Source organism: Pantoea coffeiphila (assembly GCF_016909495.1).
Taxonomy (GTDB): Bacteria; Pseudomonadota; Gammaproteobacteria; order Enterobacterales; family Enterobacteriaceae; genus Erwinia; species Erwinia coffeiphila.
This window is the reverse complement of sequence record NZ_JAFBFW010000011.1, coordinates 20691-37189: the sequence shown is the minus strand read 5'-3', so window position 1 is coordinate 37189 and position 16499 is coordinate 20691. Positions and strand designations below refer to the sequence as shown.

Annotated in this window: 14 protein-coding genes; 7 read left to right on the top strand and 7 right to left on the bottom strand. The window is 55.3% G+C overall.

What is annotated here, in order from left to right; translation table 11 throughout:
• The first annotated feature begins 8 nt into the window (after nucleotides 1-8).
• Genes rpe through trpS form a run of 3 tightly spaced genes read left to right on the top strand, consistent with a single transcriptional unit; the run spans nucleotide 9 to nucleotide 2374 of the window.
• The gene (rpe, locus tag JOE09_RS24360) at nucleotides 9-695 is read left to right on the top strand and encodes a ribulose-phosphate 3-epimerase (protein WP_200546730.1); all 687 of its coding nucleotides are present in this window, start codon (nucleotides 9-11) and stop codon (nucleotides 693-695) included.
• Nucleotides 679-1356: a phosphoglycolate phosphatase gene (locus tag JOE09_RS24355; RefSeq protein WP_205067654.1), complete on the top strand. Its 678-nt coding sequence runs from the start codon at nucleotides 679-681 to the stop codon at nucleotides 1354-1356. The genes rpe and JOE09_RS24355 overlap by 17 nt, the downstream gene beginning before the upstream one ends.
• 16 nt (nucleotides 1357-1372) lie before the next feature.
• Nucleotides 1373-2374, top strand: coding sequence for a tryptophan--tRNA ligase (gene trpS / locus JOE09_RS24350; protein ID WP_205067653.1), 1002 nt, complete (start codon nucleotides 1373-1375; stop codon nucleotides 2372-2374).
• A gap of 46 nt (nucleotides 2375-2420) precedes the next feature.
• Here trpS and cysG read toward each other — a convergent pair whose 3' ends face one another.
• The 4 genes from cysG to tsgA all read right to left on the bottom strand — a co-directional run bounded on the left by cysG (nucleotide 2421) and on the right by tsgA (nucleotide 8190).
• A complete protein-coding gene (gene cysG / locus JOE09_RS24345; RefSeq protein ID WP_205067652.1) occupies nucleotides 2421-3782 on the bottom strand; it encodes a siroheme synthase CysG in 1362 nt (453 codons plus the stop codon).
• Between the two features lie 67 nt (nucleotides 3783-3849).
• Nucleotides 3850-4197, bottom strand: coding sequence for a nitrite reductase small subunit NirD (nirD, locus tag JOE09_RS24340; RefSeq protein ID WP_205067651.1), 348 nt, complete (start codon nucleotides 4195-4197; stop codon nucleotides 3850-3852).
• Nucleotides 4194-6728 (bottom strand): nitrite reductase large subunit NirB, encoded by a 2535-nt coding sequence (nirB, locus tag JOE09_RS24335; RefSeq protein WP_205067650.1) that lies wholly within the window; start codon nucleotides 6726-6728, stop codon nucleotides 4194-4196. Before nirB ends, nirD begins: the two co-directional genes overlap by 4 nt.
• 277 nt (nucleotides 6729-7005) lie before the next feature.
• Nucleotides 7006-8190: an MFS transporter TsgA gene (gene tsgA, locus JOE09_RS24330; protein ID WP_105594029.1), complete on the bottom strand. Its 1185-nt coding sequence runs from the start codon at nucleotides 8188-8190 to the stop codon at nucleotides 7006-7008.
• A 275-nt stretch (nucleotides 8191-8465) separates the two neighbouring features.
• On the opposite strand from tsgA, the gene ppiA reads away from it, so the two are divergent.
• From ppiA to argD, 3 genes are all read left to right on the top strand, one after another.
• The gene (ppiA, locus tag JOE09_RS24325; RefSeq protein WP_105594028.1) at nucleotides 8466-9038 is read left to right on the top strand and encodes a peptidylprolyl isomerase A; all 573 of its coding nucleotides are present in this window, start codon (nucleotides 8466-8468) and stop codon (nucleotides 9036-9038) included.
• Nucleotides 9039-9171: 133 nt separating this feature from the next.
• Nucleotides 9172-9747: an aminodeoxychorismate synthase component II gene (locus JOE09_RS24320; RefSeq protein ID WP_205067649.1), complete on the top strand. Its 576-nt coding sequence runs from the start codon at nucleotides 9172-9174 to the stop codon at nucleotides 9745-9747.
• 87 nt (nucleotides 9748-9834) lie between these two features.
• Nucleotides 9835-11052, top strand: coding sequence for a bifunctional acetylornithine/succinyldiaminopimelate transaminase (gene argD / locus JOE09_RS24315; protein ID WP_205067648.1), 1218 nt, complete (start codon nucleotides 9835-9837; stop codon nucleotides 11050-11052).
• Here argD and JOE09_RS24310 read toward each other — a convergent pair.
• Entirely contained in the window at nucleotides 11049-13127 is a 2079-nt protein-coding gene (locus JOE09_RS24310) for a YccS/YhfK family putative transporter (protein ID WP_205067647.1), read from the bottom strand. The genes argD and JOE09_RS24310 overlap by 4 nt on opposite strands.
• 60 nt (nucleotides 13128-13187) lie before the next feature.
• Nucleotides 13188-13820 carry a cAMP-activated global transcriptional regulator CRP gene (gene crp, locus JOE09_RS24305; protein WP_048917664.1) on the bottom strand — a complete coding sequence of 211 codons (633 nt, stop codon included), beginning with the start codon at nucleotides 13818-13820 and terminating at the stop codon, nucleotides 13188-13190.
• Nucleotides 13821-14366: 546 nt separating this feature from the next.
• On the opposite strand from crp, the gene JOE09_RS24300 reads away from it, so the two are divergent.
• Nucleotides 14367-15545 carry an amidohydrolase gene (locus tag JOE09_RS24300; protein ID WP_205067646.1) on the top strand — a complete coding sequence of 393 codons (1179 nt, stop codon included), beginning with the start codon at nucleotides 14367-14369 and terminating at the stop codon, nucleotides 15543-15545.
• A 16-nt stretch (nucleotides 15546-15561) separates the two neighbouring features.
• Here the strand turns inward: JOE09_RS24300 and JOE09_RS24295 are convergent, their stop codons facing one another.
• Nucleotides 15562-16431 (bottom strand): phosphoribulokinase, encoded by an 870-nt coding sequence (locus JOE09_RS24295; protein ID WP_205067645.1) that lies wholly within the window; start codon nucleotides 16429-16431, stop codon nucleotides 15562-15564.
• Nucleotides 16432-16499: the final 68 nt, after the last annotated feature.

The window sequence follows — 16499 nt, the reverse complement described above, 5'->3', positions numbered from 1 at the left end:
AGAAACGGATGAAACAGTTTTTAATCGCCCCATCAATCCTTGCAGCAGATTTTGCCCGCCTGGGTGAAGATACGGCGAAGGCGCTGGCTGCCGGTGGTGATGTGATACATTTCGATGTGATGGATAATCATTACGTTCCCAACCTGACGATGGGACCGATGGTCTTAAAAGCCCTGCGCGATTATGGCATTACTGCGCCAATCGATGTGCATCTGATGGCTAAGCCGGTCGATCGTCTGATCCCTGATTTTGCCAAAGCGGGCGCTAACTACATCACCTTCCACCCTGAAGCCTCTGAACACGTCGATCGCACGTTGCAGCTTATCAAAGAGCACGGCTGTAAAGCGGGTCTGGTGCTGAATCCGGCTACGCCGCTCAGCATTCTTGAGTACGTGATGGATAAACTGGACATCATTCTGCTGATGTCGGTAAATCCTGGCTTCGGCGGTCAGTCGTTTATCCCCGGTACGCTGAACAAGCTGCGTGAGGTTCGTAAACTGATTGACGACAGCGGCTACGATATCCGCCTGGAAGTCGATGGTGGCGTGAAGGTCGATAACATTGGCGAAATTGCAGCGGCCGGTGCCGATATGTTTGTGGCCGGTTCAGCAATTTTTGGTCATCCCGATTACAAAAAAGTGATCGACGATATGCGCACTGAACTGGACAAATCCCGCCATGGCTCATTTCACTGATATTCGCGCACTGGCATTCGATCTCGACGGTACGCTGGTGGACAGTGCGCCGGGGCTGGCAAGTGCAGTTGATGCGGCTTTAACCGAGCTGCGGCTGCCTGCGGCAGGGATAGAACGTGTTTCGACATGGATTGGCAACGGTGCCGACATACTTATCGAGCGCGCCCTGAACTGGGCGCAGGGCCACGCCCCGCGTGAAGAGGCGCTGCGTGAAGCGCGCATTCTGTTTGATAAGCACTACGCCGACACCGTAGAAAGCGGTAGCCTGCTCTATCCCCATGTGCAGGAGACGCTGGCAAAGCTGGCGGCACAGAATCTGCCGATGGCGATCGTCACGAATAAACCGACGCCGTTTGTCGCACCGCTGTTGCAGTCTTTAGGTATAGCGGACTACTTCTCGCTGGTTATCGGCGGAGATGACGTCGCCGCCAAAAAACCACATCCTGCGCCGCTGTTTATGGTGTTGGGAAAATTTGGTCTGCTACCCGGTGAGTTGCTGTTTGTAGGGGACTCCCGCAATGATATTCTGGCGGCACAGGCGGCAGGATGTCCCTGTATCGGCATGAATTACGGCTACAACTACGGTGAGCCCGTAGCCACCAGTCAGCCTGACATCACGCTCGATCACTTTAACGATTTAATGCCCGCGTTAGGGCTGTAATTATCAGGACGGAAACATGAAACCCATTGTATTTAGCGGCGCACAGCCTTCAGGTGAACTGACCATCGGTAACTATATGGGAGCGCTGCGTCAGTGGGTACAGATGCAGGATGACTATCACTGTGTTTACTGCATTGTTGACCTGCACGCGATTACTGTACGCCAGGACCCCGTTGCGCTGCGTAAGGCAACGCTGGATACGCTGGCGCTATACCTTGCCTGTGGGATCGACCCACAGAAAAGCACTATCTTTGTGCAGTCGCACGTGCCGGAGCACACTCAGCTGGGCTGGATTCTTAACTGTTACACCTACTTCGGTGAACTGAGCCGTATGACCCAGTTCAAGGACAAGTCCGCGCGCTATGAAGAGAACATTAACGCCGGGCTGTTTGATTATCCGGTGCTGATGGCGGCAGATATTTTGCTGTATCAGACCAACCAGGTGCCGGTGGGTGAAGATCAGAAGCAGCATCTGGAGCTGAGCCGTGACGTTGCCGCACGCTTTAACGCCATCTACGGTGATATCTTCAAGGTTCCTGAGCCGTTTATTCCGAAATCAGGTGCGCGCGTGATGTCGCTGCTGGAACCGACCAAGAAAATGTCCAAATCTGATGACAACCGTAATAACGTCATCGGCCTGCTGGAAGATCCGAAGTCGGTGGTGAAAAAAATTAAGCGTGCGATGACCGATGGCGATGAGCCACCTGTCGTACGTTACGATGTGAAAAACAAGCCGGGTGTCTCGAACCTGCTGGATATTCTGGCTGGCGTTACCGGTAAGTCCGTCTCCGATCTGGAAAAAGAGTTCGACGGTCAGATGTATGGTCACCTGAAGGGGGCCGTAGCGGATGCGGTATCCGGTATGCTGAGTGAGCTGCAAGAGCGCTATCATCGTTATCGCAACGATGAAGCCTTCCTCGATCAGATTATGCGTGACGGTGCGGCGAAAGCCCGTGCTCGTGCGCAGGAAACCCTGAAAAAGGTTTACGCTGCCGTCGGCTTCGTCGCCCAGCCGTAATCCTGAATATAAAAACGGGTGGCTTCCTGCCACCCGTTTTTGTTTGTCAGAACCAGCTCAGCTGCTCGCGCAGTGCCACTACCTCGCCGACGATAATCAGCGCCGGGCTTTCCACTTCTTCAGCCAATTCTGCCAGCTCAGCCAGTGAACCTGAGACCACACGCTGCCTCGTAGACGTGCCGTTTTCTACCAGTGCGACCGGCATCTGCGGTGACATACCGTGTGCGATCAGCTGCTGACGTATTTCTGCCGCCTGGGCCAGCCCCATGTAAAAGACCAGAGTTTGCCGCTCTGCGGCCAGATGCTGCCACTCCAGCTCGCCGTTTTGCTGCAGGTGGCCGGTGACCAGCCGTACGCTTTGTGCGTAGTCACGGTGGGTCAGCGGAATGCCGCTATAGGCCGAACAGCCCGATGCGGCGGTGATACCTGGCACCACGGAGAAGGGGATATCGGCCCCCTGTAGGGCCTCCAGCTCTTCCGCACCGCGGCCAAAGATAAACGGGTCGCCGCCTTTAAGACGAACCACCCGTTTGCCGCTCTGCGCCTGCTGTAGCAAGATCTGGTTGATTTCTTGCTGGGGAACGCAGTGGTGCCCCGCGCGTTTACCGACAAAGATGCGTTCAGCGTCGCGTCGCGCCAGGGCCAGCACCTCATCGGATACCAGACGATCGTAAACCACCACGTCGGCCTGTTGGATCTGTTGCAGTCCTTTCAGAGTGAGCAGCCCGGCATCACCCGGGCCGGCGCCGACCAGCACCACTTCGCCCCGCTGCTCCAGCGGTTCGTTAAATAACTGTTCGCTCAGCCGCTCTACCTGCTGGCTGTCGCCGTTGGCCAGCGACTGCGCCAGCCGCTGATGGTTAAACAGTTTTTCCCAGAAGCGGCGGCGCTGCCCGCTGCTGAACTGCTGTTTAACCCGCTGCCGCTGAGCACCGCCCCAGGCTGCAAGCCTGCCAAGATGCAGCGGCAGCAGGGCTTCCAGCTTTTCACGCAGCATCCGGGCCATGACCGGCGCATTCCCGCCGGAAGAGACGGCGATCATCAGCGGAGACCGATCGATAATCGACGGCATAATGCAGCTGGCGCTCTGCGGCGCATCGACTACGTTGCAGAACATCCGCCGCGCGTCGGCACTCTGGCTGACCCGCTGGTTCAGCGCCTCATCGTCGGTGGCGGCAATCACCAGCCAGCAGTCATCCAGCAACGACGGGCTAAACGGATCGGTAATCAGCGTGGCTTTACCCGCCTGCTGCCAGAGCTGGAACTGCGGTGAAAACTCACGGGCGCAGACGCGCAGGCGGGCACCGCTCGCCAACAGCAGATGGGCTTTACGCTCGGCGACGTCGCCACCGCCAACCAGCAGGCAGGGCTTATCACGCAGCTGACAGAACAGAGGAAGAAAATCCATAAAGACTCACAAAAGAAAACGGCAGGATGGCCGCATGCGAAGGTGCGTGCGGCCGGTAAGGGATGTGTCAGGCGGCGGAGGTTTCCGCCGCAAGGTTTATCTCAATCATTCCGTGACTGATCCGAGCCGGATAGCTCGGAACTGAGTGGCTTTCATCTTCCATGCACAGGCCATCGCGCAGGCGGAAACGCTGTTTTTTCAGCGGACTGGCCACCCACAGCTCCTGCTGGTGCTCGGCGATGATACCGCGCGACAGCACGCTGGCGTGGGCAAACGGGTCGATATTGCTTAACGCGAACACCTGCTCATCTTCACCCGGGCGGAAAATGGCAATCTGCTGGCTACCAACCAGCGCGCAAACGCCGGTTGCGGGCAGAATACTGGTCAACGGGCAAATCTCCTGCCACTGGCTCATACATTTTCCTCCAGTTGGATAATCTCAATGCGTTCCTGCACCCGAGCAGGACGATGCTGCTCGCGTTCCGACACCATCTGAACCAGCGGATCGCGTGCGCTGCTGTTAACAAAGTGGGCAAAGCGAGCGCGCTGCTGCGCATCATTAACCGTTTCAGTCCACTCGCAAACTACCTGCGCGCGCAGACGATTGATTTCTTCTTCCAGCTGCGCGTTGATACCCAGTTTGTCGTGAATCACCACCTGCCGCAGATAGTCGATACCGCCTTCCAGATTATCCAGCCACACCGAAGTGCGCTGAAGCTTATCGGCGGTGCGGATATAGAACATCATAAAGCGGTCCAGATAGTGCATCAGCGTATCGCGGTCGAGATCGGCGGCCAGCAGGTCGGCATGGCGGGGCTTCATGCCGCCGTTACCACAGACGTAAAGGTTCCAGCCTTTTTCGGTGGCGATAATCCCCACGTCTTTGCCCTGTGCTTCGGCACACTCGCGGGTACAGCCGGAGACACCGAATTTCATCTTGTGCGGCGTACGGATGCCTTTGTAGTGATTTTCCAACTCGACGCCGAAGCCGACACTGTCACCGACGCCGAAACGACACCAGGTGCTGCCCACGCAGGTTTTCGCCATGCGTAGCGCTTTGGCGTAGGCGTGACCGGTTTCAAACCCGGCGGCAATCAGCTGCTCCCAGATGGCCGGCAGATCGTCCTGCTGTGCGCCAAACAGGCCAATACGCTGTGAACCGGTGATTTTGGTGTACAGGTTGTACTGACGGGCAACGTTGCCGATCGCCATCAGACCCTCTGGCGTGATCTCACCGCCCGCCGAGCGAGGGATAATCGAGTAGGTGCCGTCCTTCTGAATATTACCGAGGAACAGGTCGTTACTGTCCTGCAATGGCGTATGTTCCGGCTTCAGCACATATTCATTCCAGCAGGATGCCAGCAGCGATCCCACCGTTGGCTTACACACTTCACAGCCGTAGCCTTTGCCATATTTGTTAATCAGCTGATTAAACGACCGGATGTTATTGACGCGGATCAGGTGATACAGCTCCTGGCGTGACCACGGGAAGTGTTCGCACAGATGATGGTTTACCTCGATGCCCTGGCGGCTCAGTTCCGCATTCAGCACCTGAGTGATCAGCGGGATACAGCCACCGCAGCCGGTTCCGGCTTTGGTTTCCGCCTTCAGCGCGGCAACGCTGTGACAGCCGTTTTGTACCGCCTGGACGATCGTGCCTTTGGTGACGTCAAAGCAGGAGCAGATCTGCGCGCTGTCCGGTAGCGATTCAACGCCAATCGACGGTTTGGCTCCGGCGTGTTCAGGCAGAATCAGCGCATCCGGATTGGCCGGCAGTTCGATCGCATTCAGCGCCAGCTGCAGCAGGTTGCCATAGTCGCTGGTGTCGCCTACCAGCACCGCGCCCAGCAGCGTTTTGTTATCCGCGCTGACGATCAGGCGTTTATAGACTTCTTTACTCTCATCGAGATAAACGTAGCTGCGTGCGCCGGGAGTCCGCCCGTGGGCATCGCCGATACCGCCCACGTCCACGCCCAGCAGCTTGAGCTTGGCGCTCATGTCCGCGCCTTCGAAGTGGCTGCTGCCGCCTAACAGATGGTCGGCGGCGATTTGCGCCATTTTATAGCCCGGTGCGACCAGACCATAGACATGCTCACGCCATGAGGCACACTCGCCAATGGCATAGATATCCGCATCGCTGGTCTGGCAGCTGTCGTTAATCACTATGCCGCCGCGCGCACCGGTAGCCAGATTGCACTGTCTTGCCAGCGCATCCTGTGGGCGGATGCCGGTGGAGAAGACGATGAAGTCGACTTCGAGCTGGCTGTCATCGGCAAACTGCAGGGTTTTACCTCTGGGGGCGTGATGCACAATCTGCCGGGTATTTTTCCCGGTATGCACCTGCACGCCGATGCTCTCGATTTTACGTCTTAGCTGCTCGCCGCCCATGCGATCGAGCTGTTCAGCCATCAGCACCGGGGCAAATTCGATAACGTGAGTTTCAATGCCGAGGTTTTTCAGTGCGCCAGCGGCTTCCAGCCCCAGCAGGCCGCCGCCGACGACCGCACCGCGTTTGCTGCGGCGGGCACAGGCTTCAATGCCGTTCAGATCTTCAATCGTGCGGTAAACGAAACAGTCTGCACCTTCTGCACCAGGGATCGGTGGCACCCACGGGCGTGAACCGGTAGCCAGCACCAGCTTGTCATAGGGCACCAGGCGGCCACTGTTGGCGTGAATCACTTTCTCTTCGCGGTTAATCAGGATAGCGCGCTCACCAATCAGAATATTGATGCCGTGCTTCTGATAGTAACCTTCCCGCACCAGCGACAGCTCTTCAGCGGTGTGGTGAGAGAAGTAAGCGGAAAGGTGGACCCTGTCGTAGGCCACGCGAGGTTCTTCGCAAAAGACAGTGATCTCAAACTGTCCGGGCTGTGACTTTTCCACCAGTTCTTCGATCAGGCGGTGGCCGACCATACCGTTGCCAATGATGGCGAGTTTGATACTCATGCTTTGCCTCATTAATAAGATTCTGGTCGTACGATAACCGCTCAGATATCGCGGTTATTGATGTGTATCAATCCCCCCCGGCAAATACCCATTAGTGGGTAGGTGGCAAAAAAAATGTTAGCTACATAACATTATGAAATCATAGCTTTTATGATTTTTAACGTGAGAGGAAAGTCGGTCGGGTATTGAGGAGGGGTAACGGATGATTTACCGGAATGAAATATAAAAAAAGCCGGTGCACAGACACCGGCTTTTTAGCTGCATTAAGGGTCGAGAATTAATGCGAGTTCATATGGCCATGCAGCTTGTGCTTGCTGACGAAGCCCAGCAGCAGACACATCACAAACACCACCGCGTACAGGCCGTTAGCCGTTGCCAGTGCTGCGTGAGCGCCGCCTTTTTCCACGATAGGGCCGGTGACCACGAAGGTCAGCATGGTCCCTACGGTGCCGCAGGTCAGAATAAAGTTCACCAGTTTTGGTGAAGAGACTTTGGTCTGCAGGGAACCCAGGGTGATGATGGTGGTGTAGATAGCGCTGGAGAAGAAGCCCAGGCTCAGCATGATCCATTTCAGCATTGAGGCGTCGGTGGTGGTGATGAACCAGTACATCAGTGCGGTAGCCAGCAGGGCCAGCAGGGTAACGATGCGCTGCGGATCGAAGAAGCGCAGGATGGCGCTGAACGCCCACATGCCAACCATATAGGCGGTCCAGAAGTTGCCCACCAGACTACCGGCCTGGCCGATATCCATGCCCATGCTTTTGGTCGCATACTGCGGAACCCAGCCGATAAAGCCCAGCTGGCCGAGGATATAGCACAGAGCGGCAACCGCCAGGAAGCCAACGCCCACGCCCCATTTTTCTTTTTTGACCGGCTCGCCGCTGGCCGTTTTTTTGCCGAGTACCGGGAATTCGAAGCACAGCGCCAGAACAAAGATCGCCACGTAGATCACGCCGATACACACGTACACCCAGTACCACGGCAGCGCACGCGCCAGCAGAGCGGCAGCGATAATCGGGAAGATAGTACCGGCCATGCTGAAGAAGGAGTCGGTAAACAGCAGGCGCGAACCACGCTGGCGTCCTTCATAAAGATGGGTGATCAGGAAGGTACCGATCGACATGGTAATACCGCTCACCACGCCCAGCACGAACATGCAGAGCGAGAAGACGCTCAGGCTGTGGCTGGTCATCAGCCCCAGAATTGCCAGCACCATTAGTACGAAGCCGAACATCAGCTGGCGCTTCAGCGGCACGATTTCCATCAGCCAGGCGTTAAGGAATACGGCCAGCAGTATCCCGGCGTTAAGGAATGTAAAGGTGTTGCTCATCTGAGCCACGGGAAGCTGGAAGTACTCTGCTATATTCTCCAGTACCATACCGGTAACGATAACCACTGCACCGGTCAACGCATAAGAGAAGAAGCTGATCCAGGTAAGTCCGATTCGATCGCGATTTGTCATAGTGGAAACCTGTCTGGAAGGAAGTTTCTCAGGCGAGGTACCTGAGATATGCCGTAGGAGTTTAACCATATTCGTGATCTGCATGAATATTTAATGAAATAATAATTATCGAATTTCATTGTTAGTGTGATTTTTGTCACATTTATTCATTGGTCATTTACTTTTACAGCCATGTCTTCCTGAGTAAATAAAGGTAAAACGCTGGCGCGTTGGTAAGTGCCTATTTACAATCAGCGTTGCATTTATGGCTTATTGCCCTCAGTAAGGAATATTTCATGTTGAAACGTACTTTGACCGCGGTGGCGGCAGTTCTCGCACTGTCATCGATCTCTGCTTCTGCATTCGCCGCGAAAGGGGATACACATGTACTGCTGACCACTTCAGCAGGTAGCATTGAGCTGGAATTGAATAATCAGAAAGCCCCTGTTTCGGTAAAAAACTTTGTTGATTACGTCAACAGCGGCTTTTACAACAACACCACATTCCATCGTGTGATCCCGGGCTTTATGCTGCAGGGCGGTGGCTTCACCACTGATATGCAGCAGAAGCAGCCTAACGCTCCGATCAAAAATGAAGCGGATAACGGCCTGCTGAACAAACGCGGTACCATTTCTATGGCGCGTACAGCAGAAAAAGACAGCGCAACCAGCCAGTTCTTTATTAACGTGGCGGATAACGCCTTCCTTGACCACGGCCAGCGGGACTTTGGCTACGCGGTGTTCGGTAAAGTGGTTAAAGGTATGGATGTGGCTGATAAGATTGCCCAGGTGCCAACCCAGAATGTCGGCCCTTACCAGAATGTGCCGGTGACTCCGGTGGTGATCCTCTCCGCCAAAGTTCTGCCGTAAGCTTACGCACTGTGCCTGAATCGGTCTGCGGGGCTGATTCAGGTTTTTGCCTCATCTTCCGCACAGTAAAGAGATAAGCGAAACGGCGTAAAATCCGTAAAATAGCGGCGTAAATCGTTTACCGGAATTCGCCATGCTGCTGCTTATCGACAATTACGACTCCTTCACCTGGAACCTCTACCAGTATTTTTCTGAACTGGGCACCGAGGTCATCGTTCGCCGTAACGACGATATTACGCTGGCTGAAATTGCCGCTCTGGCCCCTCAACATCTGGTTATCTCCCCCGGTCCGTGTACGCCCAACGAAGCGGGCATCTCACTGGCGGCGATCCGTCATTTTGCTGGCAAGCTGCCCGTACTTGGCGTTTGCCTGGGGCATCAGGCGATCGCCCAGGCGTTTGGTGCCAAAGTGGTTCGTGCTCGTCAGGTGATGCACGGCAAAACATCGGCCATTGAGCATAACGACGGCGGCGTTTTTGCCGGGCTGAATCATCCGCTGACCGTCACCCGCTATCATTCGCTGATTGTAGAGACCGGGACGCTGCCGGATGAATTTGAGCTGACGGCCTGGACGCTGCGCGACGGCCAGCCGGATGAAATTATGGGATTTCGCCACCGTACGCTGCCGCTGGAAGGCGTGCAGTTCCACCCGGAAAGTATCCTGAGCGAGCAGGGGCATCAGCTGCTGGAAAATTTCCTGCGTTACTGAGTTAGTGTTTGCCTTTTTTTGATTTTTTATGCATATTTCATGACTATATTTTCACATTAATGCAAAGATTAAACGGCGAGGTGGTTGATGGCAGCGGAAAAATTAGCGGTAACGCGGGCAACATTCGATGAAGTGATTTTGCCTGTTTATGCACCAGCGCAGTTCGTTCCGGTAAAAGGAAAAGGGAGCCGCATCTGGGATCAGGAAGGGAAAGAGTACGTCGATTTCTCCGGTGGTATTGCGGTAACGGCGCTCGGTCACTGCCATCCGGCACTGGTTGAAGCGCTGAAAACCCAGGGTGAAACCCTGTGGCATACCAGCAATGTCTTCACCAACGAACCTGCCCTGCGCCTGGCCAGCAAGCTGATTGCGGCTACCTTCGCTGAGCGCGTGTTCTTTGCTAACTCCGGTGCAGAAGCCAATGAAGCGGCATTCAAACTGGCGCGCTATTACGCTACCCAGCGCCACAGCCCGTTTAAAAGCAAGATCATCGCCTTCCATAACGCTTTCCATGGCCGCACGCTGTTTACCGTTTCCGTCGGTGGACAGCCGAAGTACTCCGACGGCTTTGGGCCGAAACCTGCCGACATCGTCCATGTGCCGTTTAACGACCTGGCGGCGGTCAAAGCGGTTATCGACGATCACACCTGCGCCATCGTGGTGGAGCCAATCCAGGGCGAAGGCGGCGTAACGCCTGCGACTCAGGAATTTATGCAGGGGCTTCGTCAGCTGTGTGATGAGCATAATGCGCTGCTGGTACTGGATGAAGTACAGAGTGGAATGGGCCGCAGCGGCAAGCTGTTTGCCTGTGAACATTACGGCGTGAAGCCGGATATCGTCACCACGGCGAAAGCGCTGGGCGGCGGCTTCCCGGTGAGTGCGATGCTGACCACCAACGAGATCGCATCGGTGATGGCCCCTGGCGTGCACGGCACCACCTACGGCGGTAACCCGCTGGCCTGTGCGGTCGCGGAAGCGGCGCTGGATATTATCAATACGCCAGAGGTGCTGGACGGCGTGGCGCAGCGGCGTCAGCTGTTTGTTGATGCCCTGCAGGCGCTGGATGCCAAACTGGATCTGTTCAGCGAAATCCGTGGAATGGGGCTGCTGATCGGTGCCGCGCTGAAGCCGCAGCATGCCGGTAAAGCGCGCGACATTCTGAATGCCGCCGCGGCTGAAGGGGTGATGGTGCTGGTGGCCGGTACGGACGTGATGCGCTTTGCGCCATCGCTGGTTATCGATCCTGCGGATATTACCGAAGGGATGAAGCGCTTTGCGGCAGCGGTAGAAAAAGTTTTAGGCTAGGGCGACTTACGTAAACGCCGGGACAGCCAGTGCCCCTGATGCGGGCGCTGGCTCCAGGTCAGCGACGAGATAGTGTGCATGGTGCTGAGGTGGCCGAGAATACGCTTCACGTGCCGTTCCAGGATGGTCACCGGACCCTGATGAAAATCTTCCGGCGCTTCCAGTACGTTGCTGTCTGAGCTGGGGCCGTCATATTCCAGGCGCTGCTGGCAGCGCTGCAGTGCGATTTCGCACGACTGCAAATAGCGCTGTGCCAGTGATTCCGTGAGCATGGTGTGCTCGCGCGCCAGAATCGTCATGGCATTAATGTGTTCGACAATAAACTGGCTGTGGGTCACCCACAGCTGCATATCCTTCAGATAGCTGGCATTAAAGTTTGGTTCCTGCATCGCCTGATGCAGTGAGTTAAACAGCGCGTTGTGGGCCTGATTGACCCGCATCCTCTGCCAGGCCAGTTTTGCCGGTTCCTGTTCCTGTCCCAGTAAAAGCTGCAGCGCTTCCTGATAGGCTTCCAGCGCATCGTGAGCATTCTGCCTTAACAGCCCGCTCTGCCACTGCGGCCACAGCCAGATCATGCCACCAAAGGCAATCAGACAGCCAATCAGCGTATCCATCAGGCGCGGTATCAGCAGCTGCACACCGTTGAGCGACAGCAGTTGCAGCGTGAATACCGTGGTGATGGTAAAACCGATCGTGGCCCAGCCGTAGAATTTACGGATAAACAGATTACCGATTAGCGTCAGGGCCAGCATAACCAGCAGCATCACCGATTCCGGCGCGTGCAGGCGCAGCATAACGGCGGCAATCACCAGCCCGGCCAGGGTTCCCATTGCCCGGTGCTGGATGCGAACCCGAGTGGCGCCGTAGCCATTGAGGCTGACGAACATCACCGTCATCAGTATCCAGTAGGGCTTGGGCAGATTGAAAAACAGCGCCAGCGAGCTGGCAAAGGCAAGCATCACGCCATAGCGTGCGGCGCTGCGCAGGCCCGGAGATTTCAACGACAGGTAGCTCTTCAGCGCCGGGATCAGCGGTAGCCGACGCTGGCGATCCGCCATCAGATCGCGTCGATACAGCGGCCGCTGGGTGCGGAGCACACGGGCGATGCGGCTGAAATGGTAATAGCAGAAATTACCCACCGGATTGTCTTTATTCTGCCGGGAGATTTTCTCCAGCGCCTGCAATGGTTTATCCATGGTGAAACGTTCAGGATAGCGATGATAGAGAATGTCATCGGCCAGCACTCGCAGCCGGGCGGCAATGGTTTGCGCATTCCAGCGGATCACCGCTTCGGCGTGGCTCTGTTCCACCAGTTTTTGCACTTCTTCCGGCTGATGCAGGCTGACGGAAATGTGTTCCTGTAGATCCAGTGCCACCTGAAAGGCCCGCGTTAGCCGCTGATAGTGGTTATCCTGGCTGGCGGCCAGCATATACATCTGCTGATAGCAGGTGTTAATCAAATCCACCGCTTTCTGCTGGCGCGCCAGCAGCGGTGGGAGGGCCGTCTGCGGGTCGGTCAGCCGGGTCAGCAGCGTATATTTCGCCTCGCAGTAGTCGGCCAGCTCGCGATACAGCAGGCTAAGCGTTTCACGCATCGGCTGCTCTTTCCACAGGCGGAACCACAACCAGTTAAACAGCCCGTACCAGATGGTACCGAGAATATAGAGCAGCGGCGGTTGCCAGAGGGGAACTCTTCCGGCAAGGCTGAGGGTAAAAATGGCGGCAATGAGCGAGGCGGGCAGCAGACGGCCATGCAGCGGACTGATTTCCGCAGTGACGCCCAGCATCAGTGCCATCACCAGCATGATGATCGGCAGCGGTACGCCCTGTTCTCCGGCATACAGGATCATAAAACTACAGAAGGCAAACAGGCTGCCGCCGATAATCAGGCGCTTGAAAAAACGTTTATGGGGAGTATCAAGACCGGCGTTGTTACAGCAGGCGGGAACCAATGAGAAGAGTAAACCCTGTCGAAGATCGCCCAACAGCCAGCCAACGGCTATCGGCAGGCACAGCACCAGCGTTTGTCGCAGTGCATAGTTCACTTCAGGGTGATAGATGATTCTCCGCCACATGCCCAATACCACAGAAAAAAAAGGCGCGACCAGGCTGTCGCGCCACAGATCCACAACCGCTTAGCGCGTACCGTAAACCACGATAGTTTTACCGTGCGCGGAAATCAGGTTTTGATCTTCCAGCATTTTCAAAATACGCCCCACGGTTTCACGAGAACAGCCAACGATCTGGCCGATTTCCTGGCGGGTGATCTTGATCTGCATGCCATCCGGGTGGGTCATGGCATCCGGCTGTTTGGCCAGATTAAGCAGGGTTTGTGCAATACGACCGGTTACGTCAAGGAAGGCGAGGTTACCCACTTTCTCAGAAGTGACCTGCAGACGGCGTGCCATCTGCGAAGAAAGACGCATCAGAATGTCAGGGTTAACCTGAATCAACTGGCGGAATTTTTTATAGGAGATTTCAGCTACTTCACAGGCACTTTTAGCGCGCACCCACGCACTTCGCTCCTGGCCCTCTTCGAAAAGGCCCAGTTCGCCAATGAAGTCGCCCTGATTGAGGTAGGAAAGAATCATTTCTTTGCCTTCTTCATCCTTGATCAGCACCGCTACTGCGCCTTTGACGATGTAGTAGAGGGTTTCTGCCTTTTCACCCTGATGGATCAAGGTGCTTTTGGATGGATATTTGTGAATATGGCAATGTGACAGGAACCATTCGAGGGTTGGGTCTGTTTGCGGTTTGCCGAGAACCATTCGCTGTTATCCTCTTATTGTAATCGTGCCTAAATATACCCTTTTATCACTCAGGTTGCAGAAATGTTAACTGCTTTTTGAAATATTTCGGGTACACAGGGAAGGAGTTCCCTGTCAGGCGCTTCCCATAGGAAAATCAAACGGGCCATACCGTTAAGAGTCTGGCTCATCCTGTTGTCCCGTTTTCACCATGCATTGCAATGCCAGAATAATAATACAGCACCGTTTGTAGCACAGCTTGACCTGGCTGTCTTGTGTTGTGTCATGTTGTCTCGCTTCAGCATAGTGAGAAAAGGAGCGACTGTCGTTTTTATTGTCTTGAGAGGGATCTGTAAGCCCGTTGTAAGAGGGCCGTTTTGGCACGGTTCGCCACAGACCTTGCACTGATTTGTGTTTTTATCACCCTATTCACCCTACCCATGAAATACGTTTTCTACGGCTGTTGGCCCGGCGATTGACCGGGTGAACGCGAGTGACGGATGGGGTGACTGGCTTCACTGCCCGGTAGTCGGCTCTGGCTGCTTTTTCACCGTTACAGGAGTAACTATGAAATCTCAAACTGCGTCACTGATTAAAGATATCACCCCACGAGTACTGCAATGGCGTCGACATATTCATGAGCATGCCGAGCTCTCTTTTCATGAGCAAAAAACTGCGGATTACGTCGCCAGCGAGCTTCAGCAATGGGGTGCATTAACCCTTAGCCGTCCCACACCTAACAGCGTGCTGGCCGAGTTAAAAGGGGCGCGTCCTGGCCCCTGCATAGCGCTACGTGCTGATATGGATGCCCTGCCGATCCACGAGCTGAACCAGGAGCCTTTTACCTCGCGTAATGCGGGCGTCATGCATGCCTGTGGTCACGATGCGCATACGGCTATGCTGATGGGAGCGGCCTGGGTACTGTGCCAGCTGCAACAACAGATTGCCGGAACCGTGAGATTTATTTTTCAGCATGCGGAAGAGGTGCCGCCGGGTGGGGCACAGGAACTGGTTTCTCTGGGTGTGCTTAATGGGGTTTCGATGATTTTTGGTCTGCACGTGATGCCGGCTTTTCCTACCGGTACCGTCAGTTTCACCGAAGGTGTTTTCAGCGCGGCCAGTGATAATTTCGATCTGATTCTGCAGGGGAAAGGCTCGCATGCTGCTCTGCCGCATACGGCGTGCGATCCCGTGGTGTTAGGTGCCGGGGTAGTTCAGGAGCTGCAGCAAATCGTCTCACGCAGACTTGACCCTAACGAGGGTGCCGTACTTAGCATCGCCAGTTTTTTAGCTGATGGGGGCTACAACGTTATTCCGGATGCCGCGCATCTCAGAGGAACTCTGCGCACGCTGAGTGAAAACACCCGCACTGAAATCCCAAAAATGATGGAACAGATGCTTGGTGGCATGACGGCGGCGGTTGGGGCCAGCTACAAGCTGGAATGGACAAAGGGTTACACGCTGGGCTTCAATCACCCGGATGCCTGTCGTTTTGCCGCAAAAAATGTGGTGGATACGCTGGGCGCCGACGCGTTGAAAATAATGCCGCATCCCATGTTTGGCTGTGAAGATTTTTCAGCCTACCAGCAGGTTATCCCCGGATGCTTCCTGTTTATCGGTTCGGGAAATGAGGAAAAAGGCACCTGCTGGAGCCTGCATAATCCGCACTTCCGTCTTGATGAAGATGTCCTGCCAATTGGCGTTCAGCTGCACATTGGCTTTATCCATCAGCAGCTTATGTCATAGTCGCGATACCCTCCGATCAGCTGATTTTTTTCCCTTCGATAAGCCGTTTAACCAGTGGGCCCATAATCAGTTCCATCGCCAGGCCCATTTTTCCGCCTGGCACTACCAGGGTTTTAATATGGGAGATAAATGAGCCCTGAATCATGGTAAGCAGATAGGGAAAATCGATATCTTCCAGCCCCTGGAAGTGAATAACCACAAAACTCTCGTCCAGTGACGGGATGCCACGGGCGGCGAAAGGGTTGGAGGTATCCACGGTCGGGACGCGCTGGAAGTTCAGGTGGGTGCGGGAGAACTGTGGCGTGATGTAGTTAATGTAATCTTCCATTGAACGCACCACCGAATCCATCACCGCTTCACGCGAATGGCCGCGCTCGCTGGTATCGCGTACCAGCTTTTGTATCCACTCAAGGTTGACGATAGGCACCACACCGACCAGCAGATCGACGTTTTCCGCCACGTTATTCTGTGGTGTCAGTACGCCGCCGTGCAGGCCCTCATAGAACAGCACGTCGGTGGGTTCGGGCAGCGGCTGCCACGGGGTAAAAGTCCCCGGCACCTGATTCCACGGTACCGCTTCATCATAGGTGTGCAGGTATTTACGTGATTTGCCTTTGCCGGTACGTCCATACTCAATAAAGGTTTGCTCCAGCAGCCCGAAGTCGTTGGCCTCCGGGCCAAAGTAGCTGATGTGTTTACCCATATCGCGCGCTTTGCGGATAGCCATATCCATCTCGGGGCGGGTAAAGCGGTGGAAGCTGTCTCCCTCGACCTCCGCTGCCCTCAGATTAAGCTGTTGGAATATTTTCCGGAAGGCAACGCTGGTGGTGGTCGTTCCTGCACCGCTGGAGCCGGTGACGGCGATAACCGGGTGTTTGGCTGACATGGTAAACAACTCCCTGAGAGATAGGCGGACGGATCATTCCTAACATGTTTATCGGTGCAAAGTCATCC

What these genes read in the sequence shown, in the direction of transcription:
- argD (WP_205067648.1), top strand. Translation starts at nt 9,835, where the DNA reads ATGGCAGCGGAAAAATTAGCGGTAACGCGGGCAACATTCGATGAAGTG.
- JOE09_RS24310 (WP_205067647.1), bottom strand. Translation starts at nt 13,127, where the DNA reads ATGTGGCGGAGAATCATCTATCACCCTGAAGTGAACTATGCACTGCGA.
- tsgA (WP_105594029.1), bottom strand. Translation starts at nt 8,190, where the DNA reads ATGACAAATCGCGATCGAATCGGACTTACCTGGATCAGCTTCTTCTCT.
- cysG (WP_205067652.1), bottom strand. Translation starts at nt 3,782, where the DNA reads ATGGATTTTCTTCCTCTGTTCTGTCAGCTGCGTGATAAGCCCTGCCTG.
- JOE09_RS24355 (WP_205067654.1), top strand. Translation starts at nt 679, where the DNA reads ATGGCTCATTTCACTGATATTCGCGCACTGGCATTCGATCTCGACGGT.
- nirB (WP_205067650.1), bottom strand. Translation starts at nt 6,728, where the DNA reads ATGAGTATCAAACTCGCCATCATTGGCAACGGTATGGTCGGCCACCGC.
- trpS (WP_205067653.1), top strand. Translation starts at nt 1,373, where the DNA reads ATGAAACCCATTGTATTTAGCGGCGCACAGCCTTCAGGTGAACTGACC.
- JOE09_RS24300 (WP_205067646.1), top strand. Translation starts at nt 14,367, where the DNA reads ATGAAATCTCAAACTGCGTCACTGATTAAAGATATCACCCCACGAGTA.
- crp (WP_048917664.1), bottom strand. Translation starts at nt 13,820, where the DNA reads ATGGTTCTCGGCAAACCGCAAACAGACCCAACCCTCGAATGGTTCCTG.
- JOE09_RS24320 (WP_205067649.1), top strand. Translation starts at nt 9,172, where the DNA reads ATGCTGCTGCTTATCGACAATTACGACTCCTTCACCTGGAACCTCTAC.
- rpe (WP_200546730.1), top strand. Translation starts at nt 9, where the DNA reads ATGAAACAGTTTTTAATCGCCCCATCAATCCTTGCAGCAGATTTTGCC.
- JOE09_RS24295 (WP_205067645.1), bottom strand. Translation starts at nt 16,431, where the DNA reads ATGTCAGCCAAACACCCGGTTATCGCCGTCACCGGCTCCAGCGGTGCA.
- nirD (WP_205067651.1), bottom strand. Translation starts at nt 4,197, where the DNA reads ATGAGCCAGTGGCAGGAGATTTGCCCGTTGACCAGTATTCTGCCCGCA.
- ppiA (WP_105594028.1), top strand. Translation starts at nt 8,466, where the DNA reads ATGTTGAAACGTACTTTGACCGCGGTGGCGGCAGTTCTCGCACTGTCA.